A 14,633-nucleotide genomic window follows, 5' to 3' on the forward strand; every position below is an offset into this window, starting at 1 on the left:
GTCAGGCCTCCGTTCCGGTGGACTCGGCAGCCGGAGCGGCAGCGGCGGGAGCGTCGGCCTTGGGGGCCTCCGCACCGGGCTGCTGCTGCGGCTTACGGCCGCGACCGCCACGCTCGCCACCACGGGCGGCACCGCCACGGGCCGGGCGGTCGCTCGCGCCACCACCACGGGCCGGACGGTTGCCGGCACGGGCTGCGGCGTTCTCGGCGCGGACCTCGGCGATGTTCTTGACATCGCCCTTGTAGATCCAGACCTTCACACCGATGCGGCCGAAGGTGGTCTTGGCCTCGAAGAAGCCGTAGTCCACGTTCGCACGCAGGGTGTGCAGGGGCACACGGCCCTCGCGGTAGAACTCCGAGCGGGACATCTCGGCGCCGCCGAGGCGACCGCCGCACTGAATCTTGATGCCCTTGGCGCCGGCCTTCATCGTGCTCTGCATGCTCTTACGCATGGCACGACGGAAGGAGACACGCGAGGAGAGCTGCTCGGCGACGGCCTGGGCCACCAGCTGAGCGTCCACCTCGGGGTTCTTGACCTCGAGGATGTTGAGCTGAACCTGCTTGCCGGTCAGCTTCTCCAGCTCGCCGCGGATGCGGTCGGCCTCCGCACCGCGGCGGCCGATCACGATGCCCGGACGCGCGGTGTGGATGTCGACACGGACGCGGTCACGGGTGCGCTCGATCTCAACCTTCGAGATGCCGGCCCGCTCCATGCCCTTGGACATCATGCGACGAATGGCGACGTCTTCTTTGACGTAGTCCTTGTACAGCTTGTCGGCGTACCAACGGGACTTGAAGTCCGTGGTAATGCCGAGCCGGAACCCGTGGGGGTTAACCTTCTGGCCCATTACCGGGTTCCTTCCTTGCTGCTGACGACCACGGTGATGTGGCTGGTCCGCTTGCGGATCCGGTAGGCACGGCCCTGTGCACGCGGACGGAACCGCTTCAGGGTCGGGCCCTCGTCGACGTACGCCTCAGAAATGACGAGGCTGCCGGCGTCGGGGTGATCGTAGTTGTGCGCGGCATTGGCAATGGCACTGTCAAGCACCTTGCCGACCGGCACGCTCGCGGCCTGCGCGGCGAAACGCAGGACTGCCTGAGCATCCGTGGCGTCCATGCCACGGATAAGGTCCACCACGCGGCGGGCCTTCATGGGCGTGACGCGGATGTACCGCGCCTGGGCCCTGGCTTCCATGGTTGTCCCTTCGGTGTCTGTCATGGTCTTCACACTCCGCTGATCAGCGACGACGCGACTTGCGGTCGTCCTTCTCGTGGCCACGGAAGGTGCGGGTCGGCGCAAACTCGCCGAGCTTGTGACCGACCATCGACTCGGTGACGAACACCGGGACGTGCTTACGGCCGTCGTGCACCGCGATGGTGTGACCCAGCATGGCCGGGATGATCATCGAGCGCCGGGACCAGGTCTTGATGACGTTATGGGTACTGGCTTCGTTCTGGACGTCCACCTTCTTGATGAGGTGTCCGTCTACGAAGGGCCCCTTCTTAAGACTGCGCGGCATCTAAACCTGCTCCTAGCGCTTCTTGTTCGACTTGCGGCGGCGGATGATGTACTTGCTGCTTGCCTTCTTCGGCGAGCGAGTACGACCCTCCTTCTGACCCCACGGGGAGACCGGGTGGCGACCACCGGAGGTCTTACCCTCACCACCACCGTGCGGGTGGTCGACAGGGTTCATCGCGACACCGCGAACGGTCGGGCGAACGCCCTTCCAGCGCATACGGCCGGCCTTGCCCCAGTTGATGTTCGACTGCTCGGCGTTGCCGACCTCGCCAACAGTGGCGCGGCAGCGAACGTCGACCAGGCGGACTTCACCTGACGGCATACGAAGGGTGGCCATGGGGCCCTCCTTCGCCAGCAGCTGGACCGAAGCACCCGCGGAACGGGAGATCTTCGCGCCGCCGCCGGGACGCAGCTCGATTGCGTGGATGGTCGTACCCACCGGGATGTTGCGCAGCGGGAGGTTGTTGCCCGGCTTGATGTCGGCCGTGGGGCCGTTCTCAACCCGGTCGCCCTGGACCAGCTTGGCCGGGGCAAGGATGTAGCGCTTCTCGCCGTCTGCGTAGTGCAGCAGCGCGATGCGGGCGGTGCGGTTGGGGTCGTACTCAATGTGAGCGACCTTGGCCGGAACGCCATCCTTGTCGTGACGACGGAAGTCGATCACGCGATAGGCGCGCTTGTGGCCACCACCCTGGTGGCGAACGGTCACACGACCGGCGTTGTTACGGCCGCCCTTGCTGTGCAGAGGGCGGACCAGCGACTTCTCCGGCGTGGACCGCGTGATCTCGACAAAGTCGGCGACGCTGGAGCCACGACGGCCCGGGGTCGTCGGCTTGTACTTGCGGATACCCATTTCTCAGTCCTCGTCCGATTTCGGACGACTCGGACTCCGTTAGGAGACCTGGCCGCCGAAGATGTCGATTCGGTCGCCCTCAGCGAGGGTCACGATGGCGCGCTTGGTGTCCTTGCGCTTGCCGAAACCGGTCTTGGTGCGCTTGCGCTTACCTTGACGGTTGATCGTGTTGACCCCTGTGACCTTGACCGAGAAGACCGCTTCCACGGCCTGCTTGATCTGGGTCTTATTGGCGGTCGGGTCGACGATGAACGTGTACTTGTTCTCGTCGAGCAGCGCGTAGCTCTTCTCGGAGACCACCGGCTTGACCAGGATGTCACGGGGGTCCGTGTAGGTCTTGCTGATGGAAACCGGTGCGGTTACCGCGGTCATCAGGCTTCGCTCCCTTCGAGCTCAGCCTCGGAGGCGACAGCCTTGCCCGACGCGACCGTTCCGGCCACGAAGCGCTCGAAAGCGGCCTGCGTGAAGACCACGTCGTCAGAGACGAGCACGTCGTACGTGTTCAACTGGCCCGGCTCCAGGATGTGAACCTGGGGCAGGTTGCGTGCGGACAGCCACGCGGCCTCGTCACTGCGGTCGACGACCAGGAGCACGTGATTGCGCTCGCTGATCTTGCCCAGCAGGGACTTCGCGGCCTTGGTGGAGACTGTCGCGCCCTCGATCACGCCGGTGACGACGTGAATGCGGCTGTTGCGGGCCCGGTCCGAGAGGGCACCGCGCAGAGCGGCGACCTTCATCTTCTTCGGGGTCCGCTGCGAGTAGTCACGCGGCACTCGGCCGTGGACGACGCCACCGCCGACGAACTGCGGAGCGCGGGTCGAGCCCTGACGGGCGCGGCCGGTGCCCTTCTGGCGGTACGGCTTCTTGCCACCGCCGCGGACTTCGCCACGAGTCTTGGTCTTGTGCGTGCCCTGTCGGGCAGCGGCCAGCTGAGCGACAACGACCTGGTGGATCAGCGGAATGCTGACCTGTACGTCGAAGATCCCGGTGGGAAGCTCGACGGTCCCGGTCTTGTCACCTGCCGGCGAAAGGATGTCAATGGTGCTCATCGTTACCTCAGGCCCCCTTGGCCGCGGTACGGACCAGGACGAGGCCGCCGTTCGGACCAGGAACCGCTCCCTTGATGAGGAGCAGGCCCTTCTCCGCGTCAACGGCATGAACGGTCAGGTTCTGAGTGGTTACCCGCTCGTTGCCCATACGACCGGCCATCCGCATGCCCTTGAACACGCGGCCCGGGGTGGCACAGCCACCGATGGAGCCAGGCGAGCGGTGCTTGCGCTGGGTGCCGTGTCCGGCGCCGAGGCCCTTGAAGTTGTGACGCTTCATGACACCGGCGAAGCCCTTGCCCTTGCTCTTGCCGGTCACGTCGACCTTCACGCCGGACTCGAAAGTCGCGGCCGTGATCTCCTGGCCGAGCGTGTACTCGCTGGCGTCAGCGGTACGAAGCTCCACCAGGTGGCGACGGGGGGTGACATCGGCCTTCGCGAAGTGGCCCTTGAGGGGCTTGTTCACCTTGCGCGGGTCAATCACACCGAACGCGATCTGAACGGCTTCGTAGCCGTCAGTAGTGTTGGTGCGGACCTGCGTCACGACGCACGGACCTGCCTTGACAACTGTGACTGGGACGACACGGTTGTTCTCGTCCCAGACCTGGGTCATGCCGAGCTTCTCGCCCAGGACGCCCTTGATCTGCTTTGCCATCTTCTCCGCGCCTCTCAGAGCTTGATCTCGATGTCAACGCCGGCCGGAAGGTCCAGGCGCATCAACGAGTCAACGGTCTTGGGCGTCGGGTCGAGGATGTCGATCAGGCGCTTGTGTGTGCGCATCTCGAAATGCTCGCGCGCGTCCTTGTACTTGTGCGGCGACTTGATGACGCAGTACACGTTCTTCTCAGTGGGCAGCGGCACCGGGCCTGCGACCGACGCACCAGTGCGGGTCACCGTCTCGACGATCTTCTTCGCCGAGGAGTCGATGACCTCATGGTCGTAGGCCTTGAGCCGGATGCGGATCTTCTGTCCCGCCATGGCTACTTCGTAGTCCTGTCTCTCGTAACGCTCTGGACCTGGTGGACCGCGGCTCGTGCGAACCGCCGCCTCCTCCGACCCACGCGGTCGGGCGTGTCGCGCTCTCTCCCGAAACTTTCCGGAGGAGATTTCCCTGCGAAGGGGTGCGGCGACAAAACCGCGAACGTGCGGACTGCGATCACTCGCAGCTGGGGGAAGACACCCACCAGGAGCCTGGTGGAGCTCCGCGCTGAGCTTCCCGGAAGATTCCCGTACTTCCGCCCCCGCTCCCCTTGAGAGGAGAAACGCGGGACGACGAGTACTGCGGGACTAGCTTCCAGTCCTCCCGACGGGAGGCGCGCAGCATCGGCACTCAACCGAGCAACCTGGTCAGTGTGCCATATGGGGCGCAGTCCGCGCCAATCAGCCGGTGAGGGTACCCCACCGCACCACCCGTCACTGATTCGGCACCCGCACATCGCAACCGGAATGCCCCGCTCAAGGTCAATCTATCCGGAACGCAACATTTCGGAACGCAGTACGGGACGCCCCCGCCGCGCGTACGCGGACGGAGCGCCACCCCCTTGAGCGTCTCATCGGGCGCCGGGCCCGGCGCCCGGCCCGCCGCGGACGCCGACCCGAGCGGCCGGCTCACCGTCTTCGGGGTGCTGGGCCTGCGGGCCGTCCGCCGGCGGGAGACCACTCCCGGCAGCGGCTGCTGGGGGCCGCCGCACGACCTGGGCGGCGGCCCGCTCGCCCCGGCGCTCAGCGCGGTCCGGGACGACAGCGGCAGGCGGCTGCTGTTCGCGCTGCGCTTCTCGGCCCTCCAGGGACAGGCAGGCCCGAACACCCGCGAGATCACGCTGCTGGAGGAGCGCTCGCCGGACGGGCCGTTCGGCGGCCAGACGAGCCTGGGCAACCCCGAGGACGACGCCGACCGGGGCCGCGGGATCGGCGCGGCGAAAAGCCCGAGGGCCCCGCTCCACCGCGAACGGTGGGGCGAGGCCCTCGGGTTGGTGCGCATGCGGTGACGCAAACGCGATGGTGCGGTGCTCCGAGGAGCTCAGATCACTTGTTGATCTTGGTGACCTGGCCGGCGCCCACGGTCCGTCCACCCTCACGGATGGCGAACTTGAGGCCTTCCTCCATGGCGACGGGCTGAATCAGCTCGACCGTCATGACGGTGTTGTCGCCCGGCATGACCATCTCGGTGCCCTCGGGGAGGGTAACGACGCCGGTCACGTCCGTGGTACGGAAGTAGAACTGCGGGCGGTAGTTGTTGAAGAAGGGGGTGTGACGGCCACCCTCGTCCTTCGACAGGATGTAGGCCTGGGCCTCGAAGCTCGTGTGCGGCGTGACCGTACCCGGCTTGATGATGACCTGGCCGCGCTCGACGTCCTCGCGCTTGATGCCACGGAGGAGCAGACCGACGTTCTCGCCCGCCTGGCCCTCGTCGAGCAGCTTGCGGAACATCTCGATACCGGTGACCGTGGTGGTCGTCTTGGTCTCCTTGATGCCGACGATGTCGACAGTCTCGTTGACCTTGAGGATGCCACGCTCGATACGACCGGTGACGACGGTGCCACGACCGGTGATCGTGAAGACGTCCTCGATCGGCATGAGGAACGGCTTCTCGACGTCACGCGCCGGAGTCGGGATCGACTCGTCGACGGCGGCCATCAGGTCCAGGACCGACTGGCCCCAGACCTCGTCGCCCTCGAGCGCCTTGAGCGCCGACACCTTGATGACGGGAATGTCGTCACCCGGGTAGTCGTACTCAGTGAGCAGCTCGCGGACCTCGAGCTCGACGAGCTCCAGGATCTCCTCGTCGTCGACCATGTCGGCCTTGTTCAGCGCGACGACGACGGAAGGCACGCCTACCTGGCGGGCCAGGAGCACGTGCTCCTTGGTCTGCGGCATCGGACCGTCGGTCGCGGCGACCACGAGGATCGCACCGTCCATCTGGGCGGCACCGGTGATCATGTTCTTGATGTAGTCCGCGTGACCGGGGCAGTCGACGTGCGCGTAGTGACGCGTCTCCGTCTGGTACTCGACGTGCGCGATGGAGATGGTGATACCGCGCTGACGCTCTTCCGGCGCCTTGTCGATCTGGTCGAAGGCCGAAGCCTCGTTAAGGGTGGGGTACGCGTCGTGCAGCACCTTGGTAATCGCCGCGGTCAACGTCGTCTTACCGTGGTCAATGTGACCGATGGTGCCGATGTTGACGTGCGGCTTAGTCCGCTCGAACTTCGCCTTCGCCACTGGGGTCCTCCTGGGAGTGGTTCTGTACGCCTTGCTTCATCGGCGCCAGGTGATCTTTACCGGGTCGGTAAGGACCCCGAAGGGTCTTACGAGGTCAACCCGCGGATTAGGTGCCGGCCACCGGGGCACCCGCCGCACTCCTTACGGAACGCGAGGGTATGCCCCCGTGGCCTGCCGTCCAGCCTAAGGCCAGAGCGACGCTGCTGGAGCGCCGCTACTCGCCCTTGACCTTCGCGATGATCTCCTCGGCGACGTTCCGCGGAACCTCGGCGTAGGAGTCGAACTGCATGGAGTAGCTCGCGCGACCGGAGGTCTTGCTACGCAGGTCTCCCACGTAACCGAACATCTCCGACAGCGGGACCAGGGCGGTGACGACCCGGGCGCCGCTGCGCTCCTCCATGGACTGAATCTGTCCACGGCGGGAGTTGAGGTCGCCGATGACGTCGCCCATGTAGTCGTCGGGCGTGATGACCTCAACGGACATCATCGGCTCGAGCAGCACGGGGCTCGCCCTGCGCGCGCCTTCCTTGAACGCCTGCGAACCGGCGATCTTGAACGCCAGCTCCGAGGAGTCGACGTCGTGGTAGCCGCCGTCGAGCAGCGTCACGCGGACGCCGACCATCTCGTAGCCGGCCAGGATGCCGAACTTCATGGCTTCCTGCGCGCCCGCGTCCACCGAGGGGATGTACTCACGGGGGATGCGGCCACCGGTGACCTTGTTGACGAACTCGTACGAGGCGTCGCCGCCCGTAATCGGCTCGATCATGATCTGCACCTTGGCGAACTGGCCTGTGCCGCCAGTCTGCTTCTTGTGCGTGTAGTCGATCCGCTCGACGGTCTTGTTGATCGTCTCGCGGTAGGCGACCTGGGGCTTGCCGACGTTCGCCTCGACGCGGAACTCGCGCCTCATGCGGTCGACGAGCACCTCGAGGTGGAGCTCGCCCATACCACCGATGATGGTCTGGCCGGTCTCCTCGTCGGAGTAGACCTGGAACGAGGGGTCCTCGTCGCCGAGGCGCTGGATGGCGACAGCCAGCTTCTCCTGGTCACCCTTGGACTTGGGCTCGATGGCGACCTGAATGACCGGGGCCGGGAAGTCCATGGACTCCAGGATGACCGGCTGCTTCTCGTCGCACAGCGTCTCACCGGTGGTGGTCTGCTTCAGGCCCATGACGGCGATGATGTCGCCGGCGCCGACGCCCGGAATCTCTTCCCGCTTGTTCGCGTGCATGCGGTAGATCTTCCCGATGCGCTCCCGCTTGCCCTTGACCGAGTTCAGCACCGAAGTGCCGGTCTCGAGGCGGCCGGAGTACACCCGGACGTAGGTGAGCTTGCCGAGGTGCGGGTCGCTCGCGATCTTGAAAGCAAGACCGGAGAACGGCTCGTCCTCGGACGGCAGGCGCCTGACGACCTCTTCCGGGTCCTTGACGCTGTGGCCTTCGATGGCCTCGACGTCAAGGGGAGAGGGCAGGTAGCGCACGACCGCGTCGAGCAGGGGCTGAACGCCCTTGTTCTTGAACGCGGTGCCGCAGAACACCGGGGTGAAGGTGGGCTGACCCTTGTTCTCGGTGTGCGTCGACGCGATGGTGGCGCGGCGGATCGCGGCCATGAGCTGCTCCTGGTCGGGCTCCTGCCCCTCCAGATACAGCTCCATCATCTGGTCGTCGTGCTCAGCGATGGTCTCGAGCAGCTTGGCGCGCCACTCGTCGGCCGCCTCGGTGTGCGTGGCCGGGATGTCGACGACGTCGTACATCTCGCCCTTGGCAGCCTCGACGTTCCAGACCAGAGCCTTCATCGCCACGAGGTCGATGACGCCCTTGAAGTCGCCTTCGGCACCGATCGGCAGCTGCATGACCAGCGGCACCGCACCGAGGCGGTCGACGATCATGTCGACGCAACGGTGGAACTCGGCGCCGGTGCGGTCGAGCTTGTTGACGAAGCAGATACGCGGCACGCCGTAGCGGTCCGCCTGACGCCACACGGTCTCGGACTGCGGCTCGACACCGGCAACGCCGTCGAACACCGTGACGGCACCGTCGAGCACGCGGAGCGAACGCTCCACCTCGACCGTGAAGTCGACGTGGCCCGGGGTGTCGATGATGTTGATCGTGTGATCGACATCATTCAGCGGCCAGTGGCAGGTGGTCGCGGCCGACGTGATCGTGATGCCGCGCTCCTGCTCCTGCTCCATCCAGTCCATCGTGGCTGCGCCGTCGTGGACTTCACCGATCTTGTAGCTCACACCGGTGTAGAACAGAATCCGCTCGGTGGTCGTCGTCTTGCCCGCGTCGATGTGGGCCATGATCCCAATGTTGCGGACCTTGGCCAGGTCAAGCGAAGTGGTGGCCATAAGGCTCAGTCTTCTCTCGGTTTCGATGTGGGTAGTGACTACCAGCGGTAGTGCGCGAAGGCCTTGTTCGACTCGGCCATCTTGTGCGTGTCCTCGCGACGCTTGACGGAGGCGCCGAGACCGTTGCTGGCGTCCAGCAGCTCGTTCATCAGGCGCTCGGTCATGGTCTTCTCACGGCGGGCGCGGGAGTAACCCACGAGCCAGCGCAGCGCGAGAGTGGAGGAGCGACCGGGGCGGACCTCGATCGGCACCTGGTAGGTGGCGCCGCCGACGCGACGTGAGCGGACCTCAAGGGTCGGCTTCACGTTCTCGAGGGCACGCTTGAGCGTGATGACCGGGTCGGTGCCGGTCTTCTCGCGCACGCCTTCGAGGGCGCCGTAAACGATGCGCTCAGCGGTGGAGCGCTTGCCGTTCATCAAGACCTTGTTGATGAGCGACGTGACCAGAGGAGAAGCGTAGACCGGGTCAATGATGACCGGGCGCTTTGTTGCGGGGCCCTTACGAGGCATTTACTTCTCCTTCTTCGCGCCGTAGCGGCTACGGGCCTGCTTGCGGTTCTTGACGCCCTGGGTGTCAAGCGAGCCACGGATGATCTTGTAACGAACACCCGGCAGGTCCTTCACACGGCCACCGCGCACGAGCACGATCGAGTGCTCCTGAAGGTTGTGACCCTCGCCCGGAATGTAGGCGGTGACCTCGATACCACTGCTCAGCTTCACTCGCGCCACCTTGCGGAGCGCCGAGTTGGGCTTCTTCGGGGTGGTCGTGAAGACGCGCGTGCACGTGCCCCGACGCTGCGGAGACCCCGCCAAGGCGGGTGTCTTGTTCTTCTCGACCTTGTCCTGTCGGCCCTTTCGGACCAGCTGCTGGATCGTAGGCACCGTTTCTCCGGTTTCTGTTGTGCCGATAAAACTAACCTGGTACACCGCCGACCCACGCGGTCGGGCGTGTCGAATGCTGCAGACTCCGCCTGAGCGGGAAGGCGCAGAGTTCGATGTCTCGGACCGTTTGTCGGTCGGCCGGGCCCCCGTGCGGTCATCAAACACACGCAGGAGCCCAGGGACACCCCAGGCACAAGGTCAGAGCGTACCTACCGCATCAGCCGCGGTCAAAACAAATGCACATGCGAAGGACACGCCGGACTTCGCGACGCTCTGCCCACCGTAGTTGGCACAGCGTCCCTACGGAAGGAAGCACCGCTCCCCGAGCGGGCGCTCAGTGCTGTTCAAGCGCTGATCAACTGCTGAGCGACTGCTGAGCAAGTACTGATCATCGCACTCCAGAGGGGGTGCGGGCCGCCGCGCGGGCGGGCCGGCCGCTGCCCGGCCGGCGACCCGACCGCAGAACTCCGCGTCCCGCCGTGCGCCGCCGCCGGCCTCCCCGCCGGGCGTCGCGCGCCCTCGCGGCTCTTACGAGAGCGCTGGGCGTGCTTCCGCGGGCACTCCCGCGGCCTGCCCCGCCGGAGCCCGGAAAACGCGGGGCCCGGAAACGCGGAGCCCGGAAACGCGGAGCCCGGAAACGCGGAGCCCGGAAACGCCGCAGGGCGGCCACCCCCGATGAGGGGTGGCCGCCCTGCGGCTTCGCGAGCGGTCAGCTCACTGGTTGTTCAGCTCACTGGTTGTACGGACCGTAGTCGTAGTCCTCCAGCGGAACAGCCTGACCGGAGCCCGTCCCGAAGGGCGAGTAGTCGATGTCGTCGTAACCGACGGCCGAGTACATCGCTGCCTTCGCCTCTTCGGTCGGCTCCACCCGGATGTTGCGGTAGCGGGAGAGACCCGTACCCGCCGGGATGAGCTTGCCGATGATGACGTTCTCCTTGAGGCCGATCAGGGAGTCAGACTTGGCGTTGATCGCCGCGTCGGTCAGGACCCTGGTCGTCTCCTGGAAGGACGCCGCCGACAGCCACGACTCGGTGGCCAGCGACGCCTTGGTGATACCCATCAGCTGCGGACGGCCGGAGGCCGGGTGGCCGCCTTCCTGGACCACACGACGGTTCTCGCCCTCGAAGCGACCACGCTCGACGAGCTCGCCCGGCAGCAACTCAGCGTCGCCGGACTCGATGATCGTCACGCGGCGGAGCATCTGCCGGATGATGATCTCGATGTGCTTGTCGTGGATCGCCACGCCCTGGTTGTTGTAGACCTTCTGGACTTCGCCGACCAGGTGGATCTGCACGGCACGCTGGCCGAGGATCCGCAGCACGTCGTGCGGGTTGATGGCGCCCACGGTCAGCGACTGGCCGACCTCGACGTGGTCGCCCTCGCCCACCAGCAGACGGGTCCGCTTGGAGACGCCGAAGGCGGTCTCCTCGGAACCGTCGTCCGGGGTGACGACGAGCTTCTTGGTCTTCTCGGTCTCCTCGATGCGGATCCGGCCGGCCGCCTCGCTGATCGGGGCCACACCCTTGGGGGTACGGGCCTCGAAGAGCTCGACCACACGCGGCAGACCCAGCGTGATGTCGTCACCCGCCACACCACCGGTGTGGAAGGTACGCATCGTGAGCTGGGTGCCGGGCTCACCGATCGACTGGGCCGCGATGATGCCGACGGCCTCACCGATGTCGACCAGCTTGCCGGTGGCCAGCGAACGCCCGTAGCAGTAGGCGCAGGTGCCGACGGAGGACTCGCAGGTGAGCACCGAGCGGGTCTTGACCGCCTCGACGCCGTGCCGGACGAGCTGGTCGATGAGGACATCGCCCATGTCGACGTTGGCGGGCGCGATGACCTTGCCGTCGATGACGACGTCCTCGGCGAGCATGCGCGCGTAGACGCTGCTCTCGACGTTGTCCGTCTTACGAAGCACGCCGGAGGCGTCCTTCGTGGCGATGGCCAGCTTCAGGCCGCGCTCAGTGCCGCAGTCGAGCTCGCGGATGATCACGTCCTGCGAGACGTCCACCAGACGACGGGTGAGGTAACCCGAGTCGGCGGTACGCAGCGCGGTGTCCGCGAGGCCCTTACGGGCGCCGTGGGTGGAGATGAAGTACTCCAGCACGGTGAGACCTTCACGGAACGACGCCTTGATGGGTCGCGGGATGGTCTCGTTCTTCGCGTTCGACACCAGACCACGCATACCCGCGATCTGACGCATCTGCATCATGTTTCCGCGAGCACCGGAGTCGACCATCATGAAGATGGGGTTCGTCTTCGGGAAGTTCGCGTTCATCGCCTCGGAGACCTCGTTGGTCGCCTTGGTCCAGATGTTGATGAGCTCCTGCGTGCGCTCGTCCTTGGTGATCAGACCGCGCTCGTACTGCTTCTGGACCTTCTCGTCCTGGTCCTCGTAGCCCTTGACGATGGCCTTCTTGGCCTCGGGCACGACGATGTCGGAGACGGCCACGGTGACGCCCGAACGGGTCGCCCAGTGGAAGCCCGCCGCCTTCAGGTTGTCGAGCGTCGCCGCCACGATGACCTTCGGGTAGCGCTCGGCCAGGTCGTTGACGATCTCGGAGAGCTGCTTCTTGCCCACCGAGTAGTCGACGAACGGGTAGTCCTCGGGCAGCAGCTCATTGAAGAGCGCGCGGCCCAGGGTCGTCCGCTGGCGGAAGCTGTCGCCCTGCTGCCACTCCGGGTCGCCCTCGGCGACGACCGGGGGAACCCAGCCGCGCGGCGGAACGGTGCCGATCGGGAAGCGGATGTCGACCTTCGCCTGGAGCGAGAGCCCCTTGGCGTCGAACGCCATGATCGCCTCGGCGGTCGAGCCGAACGCCCGGCCCACACCGATGACCTTGCGCTCCGCCTCATCCGTCGTGAGGAAGAACAGGCCCAGCACCATGTCCTGGGTCGGCATGGTGACCGGCCGGCCGTCCGCCGGCTTCAGGATGTTGTTCGAGGACAGCATCAGGATGCGGGCCTCGGCCTGCGCCTCCGCCGAAAGCGGCAGGTGGACTGCCATCTGGTCGCCGTCGAAGTCCGCGTTGAACGCGGTGCAGACGAGCGGGTGGATCTGGATGGCCTTGCCCTCGACCAGCTGCGGCTCGAAGGCCTGGATGCCCAGGCGGTGCAGGGTCGGCGCACGGTTCAGCAGCACCGGGTGCTCCGCGATGACCTCTTCGAGGACGTCGTAGACCACGGTGCGGCCGCGCTCGACCATGCGCTTGGCCGACTTGATGTTCTGCGCGTGGTTCAGGTCCACCAGGCGCTTCATCACGAACGGCTTGAAGAGCTCCAGCGCCATGGCCTTCGGCAGACCGCACTGGTGCAGCTTGAGCTGCGGGCCGACGACGATGACCGAACGGGCCGAGTAGTCGACGCGCTTGCCGAGCAGGTTCTGACGGAAACGGCCCTGCTTGCCCTTGAGCATGTCGCTCAGGGACTTCAGCGGGCGGTTGCCGGGTCCGGTGACCGGGCGACCACGGCGGCCGTTGTCGAACAGTGCGTCGACGGCCTCCTGCAGCATCCGCTTCTCGTTGTTCACGATGATCTCGGGAGCACCGAGGTCAAGGAGACGCTTGAGGCGGTTGTTGCGGTTGATCACGCGGCGGTACAGGTCGTTCAGGTCGGAGGTCGCGAAGCGGCCACCGTCCAGCTGCACCATCGGACGCAGGTCCGGCGGGATGACCGGGACGCAGTCCAGGACCATGCCGGTCGGGCTGTTACGGGTCTGCAGGAACGCGGAGACGACCTTGAGCCGCTTGAGCGACCGGGTCTTCTTCTGGCCCTTGCCGGTGCGAATGATCTCGCGCAGGCGCTCGGCCTCCTGGGCCAGGTCGAACGACTCCAGGCGCTTCTGCAGAGCGGCCGCGCCCATGGCGCCCATGAAGTAGGTGCCGAAGCGGTCGCGCAGCTCGCGGTAGAGCAGCTCGTCGCCCTCCAGGTCCTGGACCTTGAGGTTCTTGAAGCGGGCCCAGACCTCGTCGAGACGGTCGATGGAGCGCTGTGCGCGGTCGCGCAACTGCTTCATCTCACGCTCGGCGCCTTCGCGCACCTTGCGGCGCACGTCGGCCTTGGCGCCCTCGGCCTCCAGCTCGGCGAGGTCGCCCTCGAGCTTCTTGGCACGGGCCTCGAGGTCGGAGTCACGCCGCTGCTCGATCTGCTGACGCTCGACGGAGACATGAGCCTCCAGCGAGGGCAGGTCGCGCGTACGGCGCTCCTCGTCCACCCACGTGATCATGTAGGCGGCGAAGTAGATGACCTTTTCGAGGTCCTTCGGCGCCAGGTCGAGCAGGTAGCCGAGGCGGGAGGGAACTCCCTTGAAGTACCAGATGTGGGTCACCGGAGCGGCGAGCTCGATGTGGCCCATCCGCTCACGGCGCACCTTGGCGCGAGTCACCTCGACGCCGCAGCGCTCACAGATGATGCCCTTGAAGCGGACACGCTTGTACTTGCCGCAGTAGCACTCCCAGTCCCGGGTAGGACCGAAGATCTTCTCGCAGAAGAGTCCGTCCTTTTCGGGCTTGAGCGTGCGGTAGTTGATGGTCTCCGGCTTCTTCACTTCGCCGTGCGACCAGGTCCGGATGTCGTCCGCGGTGGCGAGGCCGATCCGCAGCTCGTCGAAGAAGTTGACGTCGAGCACTTGTCGTCAATCCCTCTTTCGGGGGTCGAGTCTAAAACAATGGTCTGACGGTTCCCTTGCACTCCGGCTCTAGGGCCGGAGCAGGGACCCTCCTCGCCGAAGGCGGGCCAGGAGGGAGGGGTCCGGGGAGAGAGGCCGG

The 14,633-nt window shown here is 66.1% G+C and carries 14 protein-coding genes; 1 reads left to right on the forward strand and 13 read right to left on the reverse strand.

Annotation, left to right across the window (positions count from 1 at the left end):
• Position 1: 1 nt before the first annotated feature.
• From rpsC to rpsJ, 8 genes are read right to left on the reverse strand one after another with little or no spacing between them, the layout of a single operon-like run.
• Complete coding sequence (gene rpsC, locus QMK28_RS22465) at positions 2-847, reverse strand: 30S ribosomal protein S3 (RefSeq protein ID WP_326440804.1); 846 nt, start codon at positions 845-847, stop codon at positions 2-4.
• Positions 847-1,194: a 50S ribosomal protein L22 gene (gene rplV / locus QMK28_RS22470; RefSeq protein WP_326440861.1), complete on the reverse strand. Its 348-nt coding sequence runs from the start codon at positions 1,192-1,194 to the stop codon at positions 847-849. Before rplV ends, rpsC begins: the two co-directional genes overlap by 1 nt.
• 43 nt (positions 1,195-1,237) lie before the next feature.
• Positions 1,238-1,519: a 30S ribosomal protein S19 gene (gene rpsS, locus QMK28_RS22475; RefSeq protein ID WP_326440806.1), complete on the reverse strand. Its 282-nt coding sequence runs from the start codon at positions 1,517-1,519 to the stop codon at positions 1,238-1,240.
• Between the two features lie 12 nt (positions 1,520-1,531).
• The gene (gene rplB / locus QMK28_RS22480; RefSeq protein WP_326440808.1) at positions 1,532-2,368 is read right to left on the reverse strand and encodes a 50S ribosomal protein L2; all 837 of its coding nucleotides are present in this window, start codon (positions 2,366-2,368) and stop codon (positions 1,532-1,534) included.
• Between the two features lie 39 nt (positions 2,369-2,407).
• Positions 2,408-2,740, reverse strand: a complete 333-nt coding sequence (gene rplW / locus QMK28_RS22485; RefSeq protein WP_326440810.1) for a 50S ribosomal protein L23 — start codon at positions 2,738-2,740, stop codon at positions 2,408-2,410.
• Positions 2,740-3,417, reverse strand: a complete 678-nt coding sequence (gene rplD, locus QMK28_RS22490; RefSeq protein ID WP_326440812.1) for a 50S ribosomal protein L4 — start codon at positions 3,415-3,417, stop codon at positions 2,740-2,742. The genes rplW and rplD overlap by 1 nt, the downstream gene beginning before the upstream one ends.
• Before the next feature lie 7 nt (positions 3,418-3,424).
• Positions 3,425-4,069: a 50S ribosomal protein L3 gene (rplC, locus tag QMK28_RS22495; protein ID WP_326440814.1), complete on the reverse strand. Its 645-nt coding sequence runs from the start codon at positions 4,067-4,069 to the stop codon at positions 3,425-3,427.
• A 14-nt stretch (positions 4,070-4,083) separates the two neighbouring features.
• Entirely contained in the window at positions 4,084-4,392 is a 309-nt protein-coding gene (gene rpsJ / locus QMK28_RS22500) for a 30S ribosomal protein S10 (RefSeq protein WP_014054162.1), read from the reverse strand.
• A gap of 563 nt (positions 4,393-4,955) precedes the next feature.
• Between rpsJ and QMK28_RS22505 the strand changes: the two genes are divergently transcribed.
• Positions 4,956-5,402 carry a hypothetical protein gene (locus tag QMK28_RS22505; protein ID WP_326440817.1) on the forward strand — a complete coding sequence of 149 codons (447 nt, stop codon included), beginning with the start codon at positions 4,956-4,958 and terminating at the stop codon, positions 5,400-5,402.
• 37 nt (positions 5,403-5,439) lie between these two features.
• On the opposite strand, the gene tuf is transcribed toward QMK28_RS22505, so the two are convergent.
• The 5 genes from tuf to QMK28_RS22530 all read right to left on the reverse strand — a co-directional run bounded on the left by tuf (position 5,440) and on the right by QMK28_RS22530 (position 14,494).
• Positions 5,440-6,633 carry an elongation factor Tu gene (gene tuf, locus QMK28_RS22510; protein WP_326440819.1) on the reverse strand — a complete coding sequence of 398 codons (1,194 nt, stop codon included), beginning with the start codon at positions 6,631-6,633 and terminating at the stop codon, positions 5,440-5,442.
• A 214-nt stretch (positions 6,634-6,847) separates the two neighbouring features.
• Positions 6,848-8,983, reverse strand: coding sequence for an elongation factor G (fusA, locus tag QMK28_RS22515; protein WP_326440821.1), 2,136 nt, complete (start codon positions 8,981-8,983; stop codon positions 6,848-6,850).
• Between the two features lie 38 nt (positions 8,984-9,021).
• On the reverse strand, positions 9,022-9,492 hold the full coding sequence (gene rpsG, locus QMK28_RS22520) for a 30S ribosomal protein S7 (RefSeq protein ID WP_326440823.1): 471 nt from the start codon (positions 9,490-9,492) through the stop codon (positions 9,022-9,024).
• Positions 9,493-9,864 (reverse strand): 30S ribosomal protein S12, encoded by a 372-nt coding sequence (rpsL, locus tag QMK28_RS22525; RefSeq protein ID WP_326440825.1) that lies wholly within the window; start codon positions 9,862-9,864, stop codon positions 9,493-9,495.
• A 730-nt stretch (positions 9,865-10,594) separates the two neighbouring features.
• Entirely contained in the window at positions 10,595-14,494 is a 3,900-nt protein-coding gene (locus QMK28_RS22530) for a DNA-directed RNA polymerase subunit beta' (RefSeq protein ID WP_326440827.1), read from the reverse strand.
• Between the last annotated feature and the right edge of the window lie 139 nt (positions 14,495-14,633).

This window comes from Streptomyces sp. H27-D2, assembly GCF_035828615.1.
Taxonomy (GTDB): domain Bacteria; phylum Actinomycetota; class Actinomycetes; order Streptomycetales; family Streptomycetaceae; genus Streptomyces.

Excerpts from the sequence above, each read along its gene's own strand:
- rpsC (WP_326440804.1), bottom strand. The coding sequence starts at position 847 with ATGGGCCAGAAGGTTAACCCCCACGGGTTCCGGCTCGGCATTACCACG.
- rplV (WP_326440861.1), bottom strand. The coding sequence starts at position 1,194 with ATGGAAGCCAGGGCCCAGGCGCGGTACATCCGCGTCACGCCCATGAAG.
- rpsS (WP_326440806.1), bottom strand. The coding sequence starts at position 1,519 with ATGCCGCGCAGTCTTAAGAAGGGGCCCTTCGTAGACGGACACCTCATC.
- rplB (WP_326440808.1), bottom strand. The coding sequence starts at position 2,368 with ATGGGTATCCGCAAGTACAAGCCGACGACCCCGGGCCGTCGTGGCTCC.
- rplW (WP_326440810.1), bottom strand. The coding sequence starts at position 2,740 with ATGACCGCGGTAACCGCACCGGTTTCCATCAGCAAGACCTACACGGAC.
- rplD (WP_326440812.1), bottom strand. The coding sequence starts at position 3,417 with ATGAGCACCATTGACATCCTTTCGCCGGCAGGTGACAAGACCGGGACC.
- rplC (WP_326440814.1), bottom strand. The coding sequence starts at position 4,069 with ATGGCAAAGCAGATCAAGGGCGTCCTGGGCGAGAAGCTCGGCATGACC.
- rpsJ (WP_014054162.1), bottom strand. The coding sequence starts at position 4,392 with ATGGCGGGACAGAAGATCCGCATCCGGCTCAAGGCCTACGACCATGAG.
- fusA (WP_326440821.1), bottom strand. The coding sequence starts at position 8,983 with ATGGCCACCACTTCGCTTGACCTGGCCAAGGTCCGCAACATTGGGATC.
- rpsG (WP_326440823.1), bottom strand. The coding sequence starts at position 9,492 with ATGCCTCGTAAGGGCCCCGCAACAAAGCGCCCGGTCATCATTGACCCG.